Here is a 17669-nt window from a genome sequence, read left to right as displayed (position 1 = left end):
TCGTTCGGCTTCCTCGAAGGCGAAACGGGCGGCCTCGGCGTCGCTCTCGTCCTCCAGGCCCAGCAGCACCTTGTCGTGCAGCAGACCGCGCCGCGCGGCCGCGTCCTCGCCGCGGACGACCATCAGCGGCCCTGCGGTGTGGGCCGCCACCCGCAGGCTGACGGAGCCGAGGAGCAGCCCGGTGAAGCCGCCGCGGCCGCGGGTGCCGACCACGGTCAGCGCGGCGGTCCGGCCCAGGCGCACCAGCGCCGAGGCGGCGGGCTCGGCCGTTTGCTCCAGCGCGACCGGCAGGCCCGGGTGCCGATCGGCCACGCGCCGGGCGGCCAACTCCAGGATCACCCGGGCCGCTTCGCCCGGCGGGCGCTCGCGGTCCGTGTCCAGGCCGAATCCGACCTCGCCCGGATCGGGCCACGGCAGCCCGTGCACGATCCGCAGGGCGGTGTCCCGCCGGTGCGCCTCGTCGGCCGCCCGGTCCAGGGCACGCACGGCGGGGTCGGACCCGTCGACCCCCACGACGACCTCTCCGTGCGGTGCGCGGGGCGGCTCCGCTCCGTATCCGGTGTCGGTCATGCCCTGCCTCCCGTCGTCGCCACGTCAGCCCACCACGATGCGGCGGCCGGTCACTGTTGCCGGGGTGATGCGCACCCACAGGTCGCGGTCGCCGCCGGCCCACGGCCCGGTGTACGCCAGGTCGTCCAGCCGCCGCACGCCCGCGGGATCGGTGACGGTGTGGGCCATGCCGCGGACCAGGACGCTCCAGCCCTGGCTGAGCGCGTCGTCGACCTCGTCGACCTCGAAGGCGCACCTGGTGTCGGTGGCCTCGGCCGGTGTGGATGCCGGCGAGGTGCGGAAGGCGATCGTGCCGTCGGCCACGGTGTAGTTGACCGGCAGCACGGTGAGCCCTTCGGGCATGGACAGGGCGATCCTGCCCACCCCGTGCGTGGACAGGAGCCCCCAGCACTCCTCGCTGCCCAGTTCCATCAGTTCGGCGCGGCCCGCCGCCTGCCCGCGCCCCGGCGGCAGATCGGCCTCACCGCCGCTGAGCACGGACACACTGGTGTCCAGCGTCCTGGCCAGGCCGCGCAGCGTCGCGATGCCGGGAGCGGCGGTGGCATCCTGCTCGACGTACCGCAGGTAGCCCGGGGCGATGCCCGTGCGGGCAGCCACTTCCTCCTGGGTCAGGCCCAGTTCCTCTCGGCGCATCGCGATCCGACGGCCGATGTCCCCGGGAGCGGTGGCCGTGGGGCGCTTGGTCATGACCGGTCACGTCCTTTCCTCGGTGCTCAGGCGAGCGCCACCGCCGTGTGCTTCGGACCGCCGAGCACGACCTTGAGCGCTGCGGTGTCGGCCGCCCGGCCGAAAACGTCGTAGGCCTCCTCCATGTCGTGGAGCTCGAAGGTGTGGGTCACCAGGGACGCGGCCGGAAGGCGTCCGGCCGCCATCATGCGCAGCAGGGTCGGGGTCGAGTAGGTGTCCACCAGCCCCGTCGTGATCGTCACGTTCCTGCTCCACAGGTCCTCCAGGTGGAGGGTGGCGGGCGCGCCGTGGACGCCGACGTTGGCCAGGTGGCCGCCCGGCCGGACGATCCGCGCGCACAGTTCGAAGCTCTCGGGAACGCCCACCGCCTCGATCACGACGTCGGCCCCGAGTCCCTCGGTCAGGTCGTGGACCAGTCGCTCCGGCTGCTCGCCGGCGTTGGCGACCGCCTCGGCCCCCAAGCGCTTGGCCGCGTCCAGACGGGCCTCCGCCAGGTCGATCGCGATGATCCGGTCGGGGGAGTACAGGCGGGCCGTGGCGATCGCGGCCAGTCCGATGGGCCCGCTGCCGACGACGGCGACGGTGTCGCCGGGCCGGACGCGGCCGTTGAGGACGCCCACCTCATAGGCCGTGGGGAAGATGTCGGCGAGCAGCACCGCGTCCTGGCTGCTCACCGAGGCGGGCAGCGGGTGCAGGGAGACGTCGGCGAACGGCACGCGCACGTACTCGGCCTGCGTTCCGTCGATCAGATGCCCCAGCACCCAGCCCCCGCCGCCGAGGCACTGCCCGTAGGCGCCCTCGCGGCAGAAGCGGCACCTGCCGCACCCGGAGATGCAGGAGATCAGAACCCGGTCGCCGGGACGCACCGTCGTGACCCCGGCACCGGTTTCGACGACCTCGCCGACGGCCTCGTGCCCCAGCACGGTGCCGGGGCGCACGTCGGGCACGTCACCCTTGAGGATGTGCAGATCGGTTCCGCAGATGGTGACCGCGTCGACGCGGACGATCGCGTCGCCGGCCTCCTTGAGCTCCGGATCCGGCACCTCCTGCCAGCGGGCCTGTCCGGGCTCCTGAAAAACCCATGCCTTCATGGCCTTCCCCTCCTTCGGATGGAGTCCATGTCCTGCTGCCAGGGTGTTGCGTGGCGCCCGGCGTCCGCTTGGGCCGGTCGGCCCCGTCACGGCGGCCGACCGGGCGCCGTCGGGGGAACGTCACACGTGGCTCGAGGTGAGGTCGAAGCGCACGTCCACGACACCGTCGACGGAGCGCACCATCCGTGCCACGACCGGGACCAGGGACCGGTCGGCGAGCAGGCCGCTCAGCGTCACGATCCCGTCAGCCGCCTCGATGTCCACAAACCGCCATGCGTCGGACAGGAGTTCGCCGGCGATGACTTCCCGCACGTCGCGGGCGATGTCCTCGTCCGCCCGGAGGAACACCTTGAGCAGGTCGCCCCGGCTCACCACGCCCCGCAGCGCACCGGCGGCGTCGACCACGGGCAGCCGCTTGACACGGTGCAGCGCCATCGCCCGTGCCGCCTGCGCCAGGGGCGCGTCCTCGTGCACGGTGACCGCCGGGGCCGTCATCAGCTGCTCGGCGGTGACTGCGGCCGCTTTGTCCGGGCCTGCGCCGACCGGCGGGGCGTCGTACTCGCGGTGCTCCTCCTTGCGCAGCAGATCCGCCTCGGACACGATGCCGACGACCCGGAAGCCGTCGGCCACCACAGGAAGGGCGCTGACCTTCCACTGCTCCAGGGTCCGCACGATCTCCTTGAACGACGTGTTCGGGGTGACCGCGACGACCTTCCTCGTCATCACGTCGCCCACCGTCTTCGGGTGCCGGTTGGCGTCCATGGCAGCCTCCTTCGACGAGGACGGAACACCTACCCGCACCCAGTCTCGGACGTGCCGGCAGCCGCTGCCATTGGGCCACCCGGCCCCGTGGACGGGCCCATCGCCCCCTGCCTCCGCAGGGGACTGCGGCGGTCTGCTGGAAGCAGTGGAAAGCACGACCGAGGGAGGCTGACATGCTGCGCGACCGGCTCTCCACCGGCTCGGGACCGATCCGCACCCGGAGCGGCCGCGAGATCACCGTGTCCCGCTTCGACCCCGCCGAGCTGCCTGTCGGGACGGGGCGGGTCGTCCTGGACATTTCTCGGGAGTCCTTCGCCGAGCAGCCCGGCTGGGCGAGCATGACACCCGCCGAGGCACGTCGCCTGGCCATGGAGCTGACAGCGCAGGCCCGCGCCGTCGAGCAGGAGGAAGCGCTGCGGGACGGACATGACCAGGGCGACCACCCCTTGGAGGTGCGCCGCGTCAAGGGGGATCACTACGTGACCCTGGTGCGCGGGCACCGGATCGACACGGACCAGCCGCTCGGCGGGCAAGGGACAGACGAGGGGCCCACCCCGGTGGAGCTGTTCGTGGCATCCCTCGCCTCCTGCGTCGCCCACTACACGGGCCGGTACCTGGACCGGCACCACCTGCCGGGCGAGGAACTCCGCGTCAGTGCCCGCTTCACCAAGGCACCCGGCACCACCGCGCGGATCGCGGCGGTCGCCCTGCGACTGGCGGTTCCCGGGCTGCGGCCCGAGCGCGCAGCCGGACTGCTGGCCGTGGCACGGCACTGCACCGTCCACAACACCTTGGGGACACCGCCGGAGGTCGTCTTCGACCTCACTACCAGCCCCGGGAGCACATCGTGAAGGTCTCCGAGTTCATGAACGCGCCGGTCGTCACCGTGGAGCCGCGTACACCCGCTCGGCTGGCCGCCCTGCGCATGGAAGAGGCCGCGGTCGGATCGGTCCTGGTCGCCCACGCCGATCGTCTGCTCGGGATCGTCACCGACCGTGATCTGACCGTGCGGTGCCTGGCACAGGGCGCCGACCCGGACACGCCGGTGTCGGAGCTGATGACGGCCCCGGTGACCACGCTGGACGTCACCGACGACATCGAGGACGCCTACCGGACGTTCCGCCGCTGCGGCACGCGGCGCCTGCCCGTACAGGACGGGCACCGGCTCGCAGGGGTGCTCACCGTCGACGACCTCTTCCTCGACGTCTTCCAGCACCTGGCCGACCTCCTGGGCCCCCTGGCCTGGACGGTACTGAAGGAACCGCCCGACGACGGCGCCGCCGGGCTGGTGGCCGCTGCCGAACCGTCGGCCTGGCGGAGTTGACCGGGCCGCCTTCGCCGTGGTGCGGGCATGCCGGAGATCCCGGTACTGGTCGTCGCCGCCGCACTCACCCTCGCGACGGGCGACTTTCCGGACGCCAGCGTCATCCTGCTCGTCATCACCGTCAACACGGCTGTCGGAGTGGCCCAGGAGGTACGCGCGGAACACGCCGTCGCCGCCCTGACGGCGCTCAGCGCACCCGCCGCCCGCGTCGTCCGCGACGGTGAGGAGCGCAGCATCCGCGCGGTGGACGTGCGATGTGGTGGTGCTGGGGGAGGGCGACATCGTTCCCGCGGACGGCGAGGCGCCCGGGGTATGGTCGTCGTCACCGCCACGGGGGCCGCGAGCACCACCGGCCGTATCGCCTCGCGGCGGGGGTCTGCCTGCCTCCGCTGCGCGCGCTGCCGGGCACGGACCCGCTCTCCGCCGGAGACCTCGGCATCGCCTGCGCCCTGTCCGCGCTCGGTTACCTGGCGATCCGCCTGCAGGCACGGTTCCTCCCCGCGCGGGCGCCGGAGCCCCGGATGCCGTCCGGCGAAACGGGGGCCGCACGGTCGCTGCTCAGGGAACGCGGGCGCTGAATCCCGACAGCCCCGGAACGTGGGCGCTGAATCCCGACGTCCGCCAGGTACGGCCGCCGGGCAGGACGGCCAGCGCCTCGTACCCGTCCAGTGCCTCCAGCCAGGCGCGGGATCCGTTGCCGCGCGCGAAGGCGGCAGTGGCGTAGGCGTCGGTCATCGTCAGGCCCGGCCCGATGACGGTGATGGAGACCAGGTCGGTGGCGGGGGTCGCGTGGTACGGGTCGAGGATGTGGGCACCGCGCTCCGCCGTGCCCGAGGTGGCGATGGCCAGGTCGCCGCTCGCGGTCACGACGGTGGCCGGTACTCCGGGGCGCAGCGGGTCGGCGATGCCGATGCGCCATGGTGTGCCGGGGGCCGCCTGGCCCCGGAGGCGGATGTCGCCGCCTCCGTTGACGCAGGTGTGGTGCGCGCCGGCCTCGTGAAGCAACCGGGAGGCGTTCTCGGTGGCCCAGCCCTTGACGAGGCCCGAGGGGTCGAGGGCGCCGCCGGCCGTGATGCTGAACCAGCCGTCGCTGTCGATGCCGGCCCTGGCGCACAGTGCCAGTACTTCGTGCACCTCGGGCGGGCAGTCGGCGAGGCCGATCTCGCCGCGGCCGAGCCTGCTGACGGGGCTGTCGGGCCGGTACGTGGAGAAGACGGCGTCCACGGCGTGCAGGTGGCGGACCGCGCGGTCGAGGGCACGGCGGATCGCGGGTGTGGGCGCGTCGCGGATGTCGAAGGAGAAGACCGTGCCCATGACGTGTTCGACGTGGTGGAGGCCGCGTGCCGGATTACCCACGGGCCTGGTCCAGCGCGCTCTGCAGGGACTGGATGTAGCCCTGGCTGGTGTAGCTGGCCCCGGACACGGCGTCGATGCGGGCACTCTGGGCGCCCAGCGACTCCTGTGTGAGGCGGGGCAGGGCGTAGGAGGCGATCTGCCGGTCCCTGCCGTTCTCGTCCGGTGCCCGCAGCACCCGGACGGCGGTGATCTTCCCGTCGGCGAGCCTGGCGGCCACCTGCACGGTCCCGTAGGGAGTGTCGACGGGCGCACCGGTGAACGTGCCCGTGGCGGCGCCGTGACCGCCTGTGGACGCCGGCTCCGATCGCTGAGGCGTGGGCGAGGAGAGGGACGGAACGCCTGCCACGACGGACGGCTGGTGGGGTTTGAGGAAGAGCATCCCGACGATGAGGGCACTGGTCCCGGTGGTGGTGAGCACGGCGCGGCGCATGCGGTTCTCCTCAGAACGCGAACGACTCGTGGTGAATACGGCGGGCGGGCACACCCGCCTCGCGCAAGGCCCGCACGGCGGCTTCCGTCATGGGCGGCGGGCCGCAGAGGTAGACGTCGTGACCGGCCAGCCCGGGAACCAGATCGGACAGAGCCTGCGCGGTCAGGGGCGAGTGGAACCGCGCGGGATCGTCGACCACGTAGTGGACCGTCGCGCCACGCCTGTGGGCGATCTCGTCGAGTTCGCCACGCAGTGCGAGGTCCTCCGGCCGGCGCGCCCGGTAGACGAGGGTCACCGCGCCGGGCAGGGTCTCGAAGAGGGCCCGTAGGGGGGTGATGCCGACACCGCCGGCCAGGAGCAGGACCTTGGACGCGGTGCGACGGTCCGCGGTGAAGCTGCCGTAGGGACCTTCCGCCCACACGCGGGTGCCCGGGGCAAGCCGGGCCAGGGCGCCGCTGTGGCCGCCCGCGGCCTTCACCGTGATGCGCAGGTGCCGAGGGTGGGCCGGGGCGGAGAGCGAGTACGGGTTGGCGGTCCACCACAGCCCGCGGGTCAGGAAGCGCCAGCGCAGGAACTGCCCCGGTGCACCCCCCAGTTCGTCGAGGTGCTCACCGCTGAGGTGGACCGACACGATTCCGGGTGCCTCGGGGTGGACGGCGACGACCTTGAGCCTGTGCCGCAGCCCGCGCCGGAGCGGGACGGCGAAGCGGTACCAGGCGACAAGGGCGGCGGCGCCGAGGTACAGGGCGTACCAGGCGGCCTGGGCGGCCCGGTTGCCGACGAAGTCCGCCCCGTTGGACAGCTGGTGCCCGAACGCGAGGAAGACCGCCAGGTAGGTGGCGAAGTGCAGATAGTGCCAGGTCTCGTAGGGCATCTTCCGGCGGGCCGCACGCGCGGAGAGCGCGCCCGTGGCGACGAACAGCAGGAATCCGGCGGTGCCCTTGAGGAGGTCCGGATAGTCCAGGACGAGCGTCGTGGTCTGTCCCGCGAAGGAGGCGTGGGAGGCGGCGGAGTAACCCCAGATGATCAGCAGCGTGTGGGCGAGGGCCAGCGAGACGGTGCAGCGGCCGCCCCAGGCGTGCCAGCGGGCGAGCCGGTCGGTTCCGATGCTGTGGTCGAGGAGGGGGACACGGGCCATCAGGACGAGAAGGACCGCGCAGACGTATCCGGCCAGGAGGCCGGTGATGCGGCCCGCACCGTTCAGCCACCCCGCCGGTCCGACGACGGAGGTCGTGTCGGCCCACCACAGTGCCAGTACTCCCACGACGCCCGCCCAGATCGCGAGCGGCGCGAACAGCGCCACGAGGTTGCGGTGCGGCCGCCGCCGGTGGTGCAAGCCACGCCCGGTGTGGGCGGCGGCGGTGGAAGTGGTGGCCATGGGGCTCCTCGGAGCGTGATCGTCGTCTGGCCCGCCCAGCATCACCACCGAACCTCTGCGTTTCCTCTGATCCGGACACCGCAGCGGAAACTCAGAGGAGACGCAGAGGTTCCCGGGACCGCCGGGGCAACCGAGCCAGGGATCGGCCGGCGCTGCCGGCAGGCCCTCGGGGGCCTCCTGGCCAGCGCCCGCCCGCACACTCCATCCGGTACCGAGGTGATGGTCGCCCTCCCCGCGGACACACCGACGGCGCCCGTCTCGCCGTCAGCGACGACGGACCCGGGATCCCACCGGAAACTCCGGCCCGAGGGGGTTCACCCGCTCGGCGAGCCGCCCGTTTCACTGGACGGCAGCGTGGATCTCCTGTTCGGTCGCGGTGTGGGAAACCACGAGGAGTTCGTCGCCCGGTCGCAACACCATCTGCGGCGTCGGCACGTTGGGCCGGCCTTCACGAACCACGGTGGCGATCACGCTGCCCTCCGGCAGGACCACCTCGGCCAGCGGACGGCCCGCGGCCCGCGACGCCGCGCTGATGGCGGTCTCGATGACGTTGACGCCTGCCTTGCTCAGCCGCAGCAAGGCCACCGTGTCGGTCGCACCGGTCGCCTCCTCGATCAGCGAGATCAGCGGTGTGGCGGCGGGCACCGCGGCGTCCACCCCCCACTTGCCGTCGAACAGCCAGGCGTTCTCCTCGTCGTTGACGCGGGCGGCCACCCGCGGGACGCCGAAGTGCCGCTTGGCCAGGAGGCTGACCACGAGGTTGTCCTCGTCCTCCCCGGTGGCGGCGATGACCAGGTCGGCGTTGAGCGCGCCCGCGTGTTCGAGCAGATCCGGGTCGGATGCGTCACCGGTCAGCATCCGGACGGCGAGTCGGGGGCCGAGTTCGGCGGTACGCGCCTCGTCCCGTTCGACGACGGTGACCTCGTACCGCGCGGCGACCAGTACCTGGGCGACTTGGGCACCGAGCCGTCCGGCGCCCGCGACTATGGCTTTCACGTCCCGAGCTCCTTGTCGAGGAAACCGCGCAGGCGGCCGAGGGCGGTGGCGGCGACGGTGAAGGTGACCACGTCCCCGGGCTCGGCCAGGGTGTGGTGCGAGGGCACGAGCGAGTGCCCGCCGCGGGTGACCTCCGCGACGCGGATCTCGCCGTCGACCTCGAACGCCGACAGCGGGCGGCCGGTGAGGTAGTCGGGCAGGCTGGAACGCACGAGCAGCGTTTCCCCGTCGCCGAACCCCAGTTCCGGCGCGAGGTGCCGGTGCAGCAGCAGTTGGTGCAGGCGGTCGACGGTCCAGCTGACGCTGCTGATGGTGCGGATGCCCAGGCCCCGGTAGACCTCGGCCCTGCACGGGTCGTCGATCCTGGCCAGGACGACGGGTACCCGGTACGTCTGCCTGGCCACGCGCGCGGTGACGATGTTGCCGTTGTCCCGGCCGGTCACGGCCACCAGGGCGTCGGCGTGTTCGATCCCTGCGGCGTCGAGCACCGCACGGCTGTAGCCGCTGCCCTCGAGGAAACCCCCGGTGAAGCCGTCGGGCAGGGCCTCCCGGGCCTGCGGGCGGCGGTCTATGACGCAGGTGTCCTGGCCCTCGGCGGTGAGCCGGATGGCGAGTGCGGAACCCACCCGCCCACAGCCCACGATGATCACCTTCATGCCCCTGCTCCTTCCCGGAGCTCCGTGCCCGGCAGTGGCCGGAAGCGCCGCAGCCACCACTTGCGCAGTTCCTCCGCGGCCAGCAGCAGGGCGCCGAACGCGGCGAGCACGGCCCAGTCGGCGGCGTCCAGCGGCGCGGTGTGGAACACGGCCTGCAGGAAAGGCACATACGAGATCGCCGCCATGAGCGCGACCCCCAGCAGGCCCGCGGCGATCAGTGCGGGGTTGGACCACAGGCCGATGCGGAAGACGCTCTCGCGGTCGGTACGCACCGCCTGGGCGTTGAAGAACTGGCTGACGACGATGCCCGCCTGGACCATGGTGATCGCCTCGCGGTAGACGGGGTTGTCATTGGTGAAGTCGGCATAGGGAATGCCGGCGGAGTTGATGTGCCAGAAGAAGACCGCGCACACTCCCAGCGCCTGGATGCTGCCGAGGAACAGGAACCGGCGGACCACCGTCGCGGAGAACAGCGGTTCGCGCCGGGAACGCGGCGGGCGGTCCATCACATCGGGCTCGGGGGGCTCGGCCCCGAGTGCGAGCGCGGGCAGCACGTCCGATCCCAGGTCGATGGCGAGGATCTGAACGGCGGTGATCGGCACGAGCGGGAATCCCACGAAGGTCGCGACCAGGATGGGGACCAGTTCGGCGATGTTGTGGCTGAACAGGTAGATCAGGAACTTGCGGATGTTGCGGTAGACCGAGCGGCCGAGACGGACGGCCGCCGCGATCGACGCGAAGGAGTCGTCCAGCAACACCATTTCCGCGGCCTCGCGGGCCACGTCGGTGCCTCCGGCCCCCATGGCCACCCCGATGTCGGCGTGTTTGAGCGCGGGCGCGTCGTTGGCGCCGTCGCCGGTGACCGCCACCACCTGGCCGGTGTCCTGCAGTGCAGCGACGGCCCGCATCTTGTGCTCGGGGCTGACCCGGCAGAGCAGGAGCTCGGCGGGGCGTTCGAGCAGACCGCGCAGGTCCTCCGCGTCCATGGCGTCCAGCTCCGTGCCCGTCACCACCAAGGGTCCTGCCCCGCGGACGATCCCCACCCGCCGTGCGACCGCCTCGGCGGTCAGCGGATGGTCCCCGGTGACCATCACGATGCGGATCCCCGCCCGCCGGCATGCCGCGACGGCCTCGATGACCTCCGGCCGCGGCGGATCCTGCATGCCCGCCAGCCCCAGGAACACCAGGCGGGACTCGACTTCCTCCTGTGACCCGATGACCTGCCCGGGTGACAGCGTCCGCTGTGCCACTCCCAGGACCCGCAGCCCTTGCGCGGCCATCGCGTCGTTCGCCTCGGTGATCGCTTCCCGAGCCGCGGCGGTCAGCGGCTCGGGCCCGGATGCGCCGACGGCATGGGTGCAGCGCGCGAGCAGTTCCTGCGCCGCACCCTTCACGCAGACCTCGCTGCCGCCGTCCGGCAGCGCGTTCACCGTGCTCATGAGCTTGCGCTCGGAGTCGAAGGGGAACTCCGTCACGCGCGGTGCCCGCTGCTCCTCCCCGGTGGTGTCCACCCCGGACTTGGCCGCCGCCACCAGCAGGGCGCCTTCCGTGGTGTCGCCCAGCACGCGCCAGCCGCCTCGCTCGTCCGGGGGCATCAGCCGCGCGTCGCAGCACAGGGCCGCCACCCGCAGGAGTTCGCGCACCGGGTCGGGATCGGCCACCGCCCCGGCCGGCTCGTATCCGACCCCGGACACCTCGTGCCACGCCCCGCGTGCCCACAGCCGGGTCACGGTCATCTCCGCCTGGGTCAGCGTTCCGGTCTTGTCGGTGCAGATCACCGTCGTCGACCCCAGCGCCTCGACCGCCAGCAGCTTCTTGACCAGGGCGTTACGCCGGGCCATGCGCCGTACGCCGATGGCCAGCGACACCGACAACGTCGCCGGGAGCCCCTCCGGGACCAGGGCGACCATGACCCCGAGCGCGAAGACGAACGACGCCACCACCGGCTGCCCGGACGGGATCCGGATCGCGAACAGCAGTGCGCCGATCACCAGGGCCGCCAGGGCGACCCGGCGGGCCATCACCGCGACCTGCACCTGCAACGGGGTCCGCTGACGGGGCGCCCGCGCCGTCATCCGGAAGATCCGGCCGAACTCGGTCGCCGCGCCGGTCGCGAAGACCACTGCCTTGCCGGAGCCGGCCACCACGTCCGTCCCCATGAACATGCAGTCACGCGCCTGCAGCAGCGGTCCGGACGGCACCGCCTCCGCGGTACGCCGTACGGGCTCGCTTTCGCCGGTGAGCGCCGCGTTGTTCAGCGCCACCGCCCGTGCTTCGACGAGGCGGCAGTCGGCGGGTACCGCGTCGCCCGCTTCCAGGACCAGCAGATCACCCGGCACCAGGTCCCGTACGGGCAGCAGCGCCCGCTCCCCGTCCCGCAGGACGGTGCACGTGTGCGGCACCATCGCCTGAAGGGACTCGGCGGTGCGTTCTGCCGAGTACTCCTGGGCGAAGCCGATCACCGCGTTGAGCAGCACCACCGCGGCGATCGCGAAGGCGAGCTGGAGCGTCCCTTCGCCGCCGGGCTCCTGCAGACCGTACGCGAGAAACGTGATGGCCGAGGCGACCAGCAGCACCACTGCGAACAGGTCGGTGAACTGCGACAGCAGGCGCCGCCACAGGCCCCGCCCGGCCGGGGCGGGCAACTCGTTCGGGCCGTGATGTGCCAGGCGTGCTGCGGCGTCCGCGGAGGTGAGACCGCGCGGCGAACTGCCCAGCGCCGGGAAAACCTGCTCCAAGGGCAGACAGGGCACGTCCGCCGAGTCGGCGTCCCGGGTGCTCACGGCAACCGTGGGGCGTCTCGGGGCGACGGGTGCCGTGTTCATCCGAGCCGACCCGTGGGAAGGCCGTCCGGACGCGGCGCGCCGGGACCCGTCACGAGTGTTCGCCGTGCCGGGTGACGCAGCGGGCATCCTGCCCTTCCGCGACGGCACAGGCCCGCTCGCGCCGGGCCGGGACAGGCCCGCCGGCCGTCTCCGGTCACCTCGACCCCTGCAGGTCCCGAGGACTCGGGCGTTGCCGGCCGGCGGCGCCGGACGGACCGCTGCCGTCGGTGCGCCGCAGCAGTACCGTCACGGCGAGTCCGACGAGGACCAGCAGCACGAGCCGGCCGAGTGACATCAGGGTCCGGCCACATCGTGTCCTCCTCACAGATCGCGCAAACAGTTCTCGGCGGTGCCGTGGACCGTGGGCTCCACGGGCGGTTGGTGAGTGCCGGTTCGGTTCAGGACGCACGTCGCCGAAACGTCCTGACGGCTCGCTTCGGCTCAGCTCCCACCGTCGGGCGGCCGCCGGTGCGCTCCCAGGGGTCGGCCGGGACCCGGCCCAGGGCCGTTGGGCCCTCATTCGGCTCGGCCGAGGAGGAACTGCTCAAGATCGCGCCTTGTGCGGCACCCGTGATGACGCGGCGTCCCGCGGGAGCGCGAGAGCACCCGCGAGATCGTCGTGGAGGTCGAGGACATCGGCCAGGTCGGCCGGTCGCGGAAGGCGCGGCATCCACCCATCGCCCGTGACGATCGACAGCCTCCCGTTACCGCTGCAGTCCATGAAGGTGACGTCGCGCAGGCCCACGATCACATGAGGACGGGGACCACCGGTCAGCGCCCCGGGCCGCGCGGTGAGCGACGGTGCCGTCACGGCGTCGACCTCCCCGGACACCTCCCCGGACAGCTCCAGGACGCGGGCACCGCCCACGGCGCGCGCTCCCGCATGCCGTCCTGGTATCCGCCGCGGTCACCCACGAACGAACGGCTCCCGGCAGAGCCGGACCGGTCAGCGGCGCGCGGGGGCCGGCCGGGTTGTGTCGTCGGCCTTGTAGCCCAGCCGGGCCTCGACGTCGACGACGCCGTCCACGCCGCGGCACAGCTCCGTGACCACCGGGACGAGACTGCGACGGTCCACCACGCCCTCGAGAGTGACCTTGCCGTCGACGACGTGGACGGTGACGGCGTTGGGCGCGAGTCCGAGCGTCTTGACCAGCAGGTCACCGGTGATCTCCTCGCGGATGGCGCGGTCCCGGCGCAGGAAGAGCCGAAGCAGGTCGGCGCGGCTGACCAGCCCCACCAGCCGTCCCGTTTCGTCCACCACGGGCAGGCGCTTCACCCCGCGCCGCTCCATGAGCCGGGCCGCCTCGACCACGGACCACTCGGGCCGGGCGACGACCGGCGGGCTGCTCATCAGCCCCTCGGCGGTCGTGGCCGCGACGCGGGCGCGGTCCCCGGGACGCGGGTGCGGAGCCGGCAGCAGACCGGACGGATCCGGCTGCCCCGCCTCCTTGTGCAGCAGGTCCGCCTCGGACACCACGCCCACGGGCCGTTCGCCGTCGTCCACGACGGGGACGGCGGTGACGTCGTGTTCCGCGAGCAGCTTCGCGATCTCCTTGAACGGCGTGTCGGGCCGTACCGACACGACCGCCTTGGTCATCAGATCGCCGACGTTGCGGTGGTACATGTCCCCGCCTCCCTGCACGGTTGTGTCATGCCGGGCCCGCCGCAGACGGGACCGGCCTCGTCAGGCCTCCACTGTCGGACGCCGCGGGCCGGGTCCGCATGGGCCGGTGGGGCCACCGGTACCGCCGAGGAGCCCTTCGGCCGGGCCGAGTGGCCCATATGCGTGCCGGGCTCCACCCGGCAGTGTCATCAATACGGCAATCACAACACCGAGAGGCGGTGGAGGCGATGGTGCTTCCCCTGGTCGTGGGCACGGACGGCTCGGACGCCGCCCTGAAGGCGGTCGACTGGGCAGCAGACGAGGCCGCCCTGCGCGCACTGCCGCTGCGGATCGTGTACGCCTCCCTGTGGGAGCGGTACGAGGGACGGGCACCCTCCTTCAGCCGGGTACCTCCCGAGGGCCAGATCCTCGCTCAGCACATCGCGAGCTCCGCGCAGGAGCGGGCCGGCCTGCGCCGGCCGGGCCTCGAGGTGTCGGCCGAGGTCCTCGCGGAGGACACCGCGTACGCGCTGCTCCACGAAGGGACCCGTGCCGCCGCCCTGGTGGTGGGCCACCGCGGCCGCGGTGGCATGGCGGACCTGCTGCTGGGCTCCGTCGGCCTGACCCTCGCCGGTCGTGCGGAGTGCCCGGTGATCGTGGTGAGGGGTGACCTGGAGATAACGGACACCGAGGGCGGGGAGCGCTGGATCGTGCTCGGTGTGGGCCCGGACGGGAACTCCTCCGCGGCGGTGGAGTTCGCCTTCCGCGAGGCCGAGCTGCGCGCATGCGGAGTGCGGGCCGTTCACGCCTGGCGGATGCCGCCGGGCGAGGGTGCCGAGTGGACCGGCTACGAGGACGAGGCAGCCAAGGCTCACCAACGCCGCGCCGAGGAACATCTCGACGAGGCCCTGCGTGCCGCGGCGACCGCCCACCCCGGGGTCCGCTACCGCCGGTACGCGGGTGAGGGCCACGCCCGCAAGGTCCTGCTCGCGACGCTGGACGACGCGTCCCTCCTGGTTGTCGGCGCCCGCCGCCGCAACAACCCCTTCGGTCTCCAGCTCGGCCCGGTCAACCACGCGATGCTCCACCACGCACCCTGTCCCGTGGCCGTCGTTCCTCAGCCCGCGTGATCTGCGCGTGTGCCTGTCCCGCCCCCTGGGGCGGGGCAGGCACGTACAGGGGAGACTGATGAACGGGAAGGCCTGACTGCCGCACGGCCCTGCGGTACCCGCCGTAAGGGCCGCACGGCGGCCGATTCTGCCGTCGGATCCCGGAGAGGGGTGACGATGGGGGCGTGGACCTGGTCGTACGAGGGATACGACCCCGCGCGGGAACGCCTGCGCGAGGCGCTGTGCACCCTGGGCAACGGCTACTTCGCCACCCGCGGAGCCGCCCCGGAGACCGTCGCGGGCCCGGCCCACTACCCCGGCACCTATGCCGCCGGCTGCTACAACCGGCTGCACACCGCCGTGGCGGGCCGCAAGGTCCAGAACGAGGATCTGGTCAACCTCCCCAACTGGCTGCCCCTGCGGTTCCGGCTCCTCGACGGAGGCACCTGGTTCACCCCGGACGACGGTTCGCTGCTCGAGCACCGGCAGGACCTCGACCTCCGGCACGCCACGCTCACCAGGACGTTCCGCCTGCGCGACCCGCGCGGCCGGGTCCTGGCCGTCGAGCAGATCCGGCTGGTCCACATGCACGACCCGCACCTCGCCGCCCTGCGCACCGTCTTCACCGCCGACGGCGACTGGTCCGCCGACCTGGAGGTGGAGTCCGCGCTCGACGGGGACGTCACCAACGCGGGCGTCGCCCGCTACCGCGACCTCAACGGCCGCCATCTGACCCGAATGCACACCGGGACCGGCGAACCGGACACGGTCTGGCTGCGGTGCCGCACGACCACCTCGGACATCCGCGTCGCGCTCGCCGCCCGGACCCGTGCCACGGCGACTCCCGCGACCGCCCGCGTCCTGGAGGCGGGGGAGCGCACCGCGGTCCAGCGGCTGACCGTCCCGGTCGCGCCGGGGCGGCCGGCCGTCGTCGAGAAGACCGTCGCCCTGCACACCTCGCGGGACCCCGCGATCAGCGACCCGCTGCACGCCGCCCTCGACCGCGTGGAGCGCGCCCCGGACTTCGCCGCCCTCCTGGCCACGCACACCGCCGCCTGGGAGCAGCTCTGGCGCCGCGCCGGCCTGGACGTCCCCGGCGAGGCGGGCCGCATCCTGCGGCTGCACACCTTTCACCTCCTGCAGACCCTCTCCCCGCACACCGCGGAACTGGACGTGGGCGTACCGGCCCGGGGACTGCACGGGGAGGCCTACCGCGGCCACGTGTTCTGGGACGAGCTGTTCGTCCTGCCCTACCTGGACCTGCACTTTCCCGAGGTGTCCCGGGCGTTGCTGCAGTACCGCCACCGGCGTCTGGAGGAGGCGTGCCGGGCGGCGGCCCGCGCCGGGCGCACCGGGGCCATGTACCCCTGGCAGAGCGGCAGCGACGGACGCGAGGAGACCCAGACCCTGCACCTCAACCCGCTCTCGGGGCGCTGGCTCCCGGACCACACCCGGCTCCAGCGCCACGTCGGCTCCGCCGTGGCGTACAACATCTGGCGGTACGGACAGGCCACCGGCGACACGGAGTTCCTGTACACCAAGGGCGCCGAGATGCTGCTGCAGATCGCCCGCTTCTGGGCCGGCTCCGCCACCTGGGACCCCGATTGCGACAGCGACGGCCGCTACCGCATCCGCGGCGTCGTCGGCCCGGACGAGTACCACGACGCCTACCCCGGCGCCGCGATGCCCGGACTCGACGACAACACCTACACCAACGTCACCGCCGCATGGGTGCTGGCCCGCGCCCTGGACCTGTGGCGGACCCTGCCCGCCCCGCGTCGCGACGAACTGCGCGAGCGCATCGGCCTGGAGACCGCCGAGACCGAGCTCTGGGAGGAGGTCTCGCGGAAGCTCTACGTCCCCCATCATGCCGGTGTGATCAGCCAGTTCGCCGGCTACGGCGAGCTGGAGGAACTGGACTGGGAAGGCTATCGCGAGCGGTACGGGGACATCCGGCGCCTGGACCGCATCCTGGAGGCCGAGGGGGATTCGGTCAACCGCTACCAGGCCTCCAAACAGGCCGATGTGCTCATGCTGGGCTACCTGTTCCCACCCACCGAACTGCACCGTCTGTTCGAACGTCTCGGGTACCGGCTGGACGACGGCACGTGGCGGTCCACCGTCGACCACTATCTGCGGCGCACCAGCCACGGCTCCACCCTCAGCGGCGTCGTGCACGCCTGGGTGCTGACCAGGACCCACCGGGCCGACGCATGGGCCTACGCGCAGGAGGCGCTGCTCGGGGACGTCACCGACGTCCAGGGCGGCACCACCGAGGAGGGCATCCACCTGGGCGCCATGGCGGGCACCCTCGACCTGGTGCAGCGCGGCCTGACCGGCCTCGAGGCCCGCGAGGACGCACTGTTGCTCGACCCCGCACCGCTGCCGCAGTTGTCCCGCTTCGGCTTCGCCGTCCGCTACCGCGGCCACTGGGGCGTACGGATCCACCTCGACGCCGGTCAGGTCGGCATCGCGGTCCCCGCCTCCGAAGCGGCACCGGTCCGGGTCCGGATCGGCGGCCGGACCTGGTCCGTCCCACCGGGCCGCTTCCGCCTGCTCGACCTGCCGAGCCGGTGAATCCGTCTCCGTCCCGCGCGCCGGATCCTGGACGCGGCGCGGGGACAGGGGCAGGTGCAGCCTGGTGGTGCGGTCCCGCTCCGCACTTGCCGAATCCGCCCTCGGGGCGGGGCCGTCCCGTCAGCCGCACGCATCGCGCCGCTCGCGGCGGCGTTGGGCGAAGGCGAGGCTGGGTGCGGTGCCGATGGCCTACGCCGCCCCGTCGTCCTCGGCCAGGAGCCGGCCTCCGTCACAGCGCTGTGACGGAGGCCGGCGCACCACGGGCCGGGCGGCCGGCGCGCGGCGCCGGCGGGGGGCCCGCGCCC

At 72.9% G+C, this 17669-nt stretch carries 17 protein-coding genes; 4 read left to right on the top strand and 13 right to left on the bottom strand.

Going from position 1 to position 17669, the window contains the following annotated elements; genetic code table 11:
* The 4 genes from ACWDAS_RS40665 to ACWDAS_RS40650 all read right to left on the bottom strand — a co-directional run.
* Nucleotides 1–570, bottom strand: a 570-nt coding sequence (locus ACWDAS_RS40665) for a universal stress protein (protein ID WP_450400929.1), incomplete at its 3' end; no start/stop codon positions are given.
* A 24-nt stretch (nt 571–594) separates the two neighbouring features.
* Nucleotides 595–1257: a helix-turn-helix domain-containing protein gene (locus ACWDAS_RS40660; protein ID WP_450400928.1), complete on the bottom strand. Its 663-nt coding sequence runs from the start codon at nt 1255–1257 to the stop codon at nt 595–597.
* Between the two features lie 26 nt (nt 1258–1283).
* Nucleotides 1284–2348 carry a zinc-dependent alcohol dehydrogenase family protein gene (locus ACWDAS_RS40655; protein WP_450400926.1) on the bottom strand — a complete coding sequence of 355 codons (1065 nt, stop codon included), beginning with the start codon at nt 2346–2348 and terminating at the stop codon, nt 1284–1286.
* A 120-nt stretch (nt 2349–2468) separates the two neighbouring features.
* Entirely contained in the window at nt 2469–3110 is a 642-nt protein-coding gene (locus tag ACWDAS_RS40650) for a CBS domain-containing protein (RefSeq protein WP_450400925.1), read from the bottom strand.
* A 173-nt stretch (nt 3111–3283) separates the two neighbouring features.
* Here ACWDAS_RS40650 and ACWDAS_RS40645 point away from each other — a divergent pair, with 173 nt between their 5' ends.
* Both ACWDAS_RS40645 and ACWDAS_RS40640 read left to right on the top strand, forming a co-directional pair.
* Nucleotides 3284–3961: an OsmC family protein gene (locus tag ACWDAS_RS40645; RefSeq protein ID WP_450400923.1), complete on the top strand. Its 678-nt coding sequence runs from the start codon at nt 3284–3286 to the stop codon at nt 3959–3961.
* Nucleotides 3958–4434, top strand: a complete 477-nt coding sequence (locus ACWDAS_RS40640) for a CBS domain-containing protein (RefSeq protein WP_450400921.1) — start codon at nt 3958–3960, stop codon at nt 4432–4434. The genes ACWDAS_RS40645 and ACWDAS_RS40640 overlap by 4 nt, the downstream gene beginning before the upstream one ends.
* Before the next feature lie 558 nt (nt 4435–4992).
* Here the strand turns inward: ACWDAS_RS40640 and ACWDAS_RS40635 are convergent.
* The 9 genes from ACWDAS_RS40635 to ACWDAS_RS40595 all read right to left on the bottom strand — a co-directional run bounded on the left by ACWDAS_RS40635 (nt 4993) and on the right by ACWDAS_RS40595 (nt 13699).
* On the bottom strand, nt 4993–5748 hold the full coding sequence (locus tag ACWDAS_RS40635; protein ID WP_450400930.1) for an FAD:protein FMN transferase: 756 nt from the start codon (nt 5746–5748) through the stop codon (nt 4993–4995).
* Nucleotides 5749–5782: 34 nt separating this feature from the next.
* Entirely contained in the window at nt 5783–6220 is a 438-nt protein-coding gene (locus tag ACWDAS_RS40630) for an FMN-binding protein (RefSeq protein ID WP_450400920.1), read from the bottom strand.
* Between the two features lie 10 nt (nt 6221–6230).
* Nucleotides 6231–7598, bottom strand: coding sequence for a ferredoxin reductase family protein (locus ACWDAS_RS40625; RefSeq protein ID WP_450400919.1), 1368 nt, complete (start codon nt 7596–7598; stop codon nt 6231–6233).
* A 339-nt stretch (nt 7599–7937) separates the two neighbouring features.
* Nucleotides 7938–8594, bottom strand: coding sequence for a potassium channel family protein (locus tag ACWDAS_RS40620; RefSeq protein ID WP_450400917.1), 657 nt, complete (start codon nt 8592–8594; stop codon nt 7938–7940).
* Nucleotides 8591–9250 carry a potassium channel family protein gene (locus ACWDAS_RS40615; RefSeq protein ID WP_450400916.1) on the bottom strand — a complete coding sequence of 220 codons (660 nt, stop codon included), beginning with the start codon at nt 9248–9250 and terminating at the stop codon, nt 8591–8593. The genes ACWDAS_RS40620 and ACWDAS_RS40615 overlap by 4 nt, the downstream gene beginning before the upstream one ends.
* Nucleotides 9247–12033, bottom strand: coding sequence for a cation-translocating P-type ATPase (locus ACWDAS_RS40610; protein ID WP_450400914.1), 2787 nt, complete (start codon nt 12031–12033; stop codon nt 9247–9249). Before ACWDAS_RS40610 ends, ACWDAS_RS40615 begins: the two co-directional genes overlap by 4 nt.
* A 196-nt stretch (nt 12034–12229) precedes the next feature.
* Nucleotides 12230–12370 carry a hypothetical protein gene (locus ACWDAS_RS40605; RefSeq protein ID WP_450400913.1) on the bottom strand — a complete coding sequence of 47 codons (141 nt, stop codon included), beginning with the start codon at nt 12368–12370 and terminating at the stop codon, nt 12230–12232.
* Nucleotides 12371–12619: 249 nt separating this feature from the next.
* Complete coding sequence (locus ACWDAS_RS40600) at nt 12620–12943, bottom strand: hypothetical protein (RefSeq protein WP_450400911.1); 324 nt, start codon at nt 12941–12943, stop codon at nt 12620–12622.
* 78 nt (nt 12944–13021) lie between these two features.
* Nucleotides 13022–13699 carry a CBS domain-containing protein gene (locus tag ACWDAS_RS40595; RefSeq protein ID WP_450400910.1) on the bottom strand — a complete coding sequence of 226 codons (678 nt, stop codon included), beginning with the start codon at nt 13697–13699 and terminating at the stop codon, nt 13022–13024.
* 227 nt (nt 13700–13926) lie between these two features.
* Here ACWDAS_RS40595 and ACWDAS_RS40590 point away from each other — a divergent pair, with 227 nt between their 5' ends.
* Together ACWDAS_RS40590 and ACWDAS_RS40585 are read left to right on the top strand one after the other, a co-directional pair.
* On the top strand, nt 13927–14808 hold the full coding sequence (locus ACWDAS_RS40590) for a universal stress protein (RefSeq protein ID WP_450400908.1): 882 nt from the start codon (nt 13927–13929) through the stop codon (nt 14806–14808).
* Nucleotides 14809–14964: 156 nt separating this feature from the next.
* Nucleotides 14965–17364 carry a glycoside hydrolase family 65 protein gene (locus ACWDAS_RS40585; protein WP_450400907.1) on the top strand — a complete coding sequence of 800 codons (2400 nt, stop codon included), beginning with the start codon at nt 14965–14967 and terminating at the stop codon, nt 17362–17364.
* Nucleotides 17365–17669 lie beyond the last annotated feature (305 nt).

Source organism: Streptomyces sp. NPDC001070 (assembly GCF_053598835.1).
Note: the sequence above shows the minus strand (reverse complement) of the source record. Positions and strands in the feature narration are given on the sequence as shown.

Coding starts and splice junctions, on each gene's coding strand:
- ACWDAS_RS40625 (WP_450400919.1), bottom strand. CDS start 7,598: ATGGCCACCACTTCCACCGCCGCCGCCCACACCGGGCGTGGCTTGCAC.
- ACWDAS_RS40585 (WP_450400907.1), top strand. CDS start 14,965: ATGGGGGCGTGGACCTGGTCGTACGAGGGATACGACCCCGCGCGGGAA.
- ACWDAS_RS40660 (WP_450400928.1), bottom strand. CDS start 1,257: ATGACCAAGCGCCCCACGGCCACCGCTCCCGGGGACATCGGCCGTCGG.
- ACWDAS_RS40655 (WP_450400926.1), bottom strand. CDS start 2,348: ATGAAGGCATGGGTTTTTCAGGAGCCCGGACAGGCCCGCTGGCAGGAG.
- ACWDAS_RS40595 (WP_450400910.1), bottom strand. CDS start 13,699: ATGTACCACCGCAACGTCGGCGATCTGATGACCAAGGCGGTCGTGTCG.
- ACWDAS_RS40615 (WP_450400916.1), bottom strand. CDS start 9,250: ATGAAGGTGATCATCGTGGGCTGTGGGCGGGTGGGTTCCGCACTCGCC.
- ACWDAS_RS40645 (WP_450400923.1), top strand. CDS start 3,284: ATGCTGCGCGACCGGCTCTCCACCGGCTCGGGACCGATCCGCACCCGG.
- ACWDAS_RS40605 (WP_450400913.1), bottom strand. CDS start 12,370: ATGTCACTCGGCCGGCTCGTGCTGCTGGTCCTCGTCGGACTCGCCGTG.
- ACWDAS_RS40630 (WP_450400920.1), bottom strand. CDS start 6,220: ATGCGCCGCGCCGTGCTCACCACCACCGGGACCAGTGCCCTCATCGTC.
- ACWDAS_RS40650 (WP_450400925.1), bottom strand. CDS start 3,110: ATGGACGCCAACCGGCACCCGAAGACGGTGGGCGACGTGATGACGAGG.
- ACWDAS_RS40635 (WP_450400930.1), bottom strand. CDS start 5,748: ATGGGCACGGTCTTCTCCTTCGACATCCGCGACGCGCCCACACCCGCG.
- ACWDAS_RS40590 (WP_450400908.1), top strand. CDS start 13,927: ATGGTGCTTCCCCTGGTCGTGGGCACGGACGGCTCGGACGCCGCCCTG.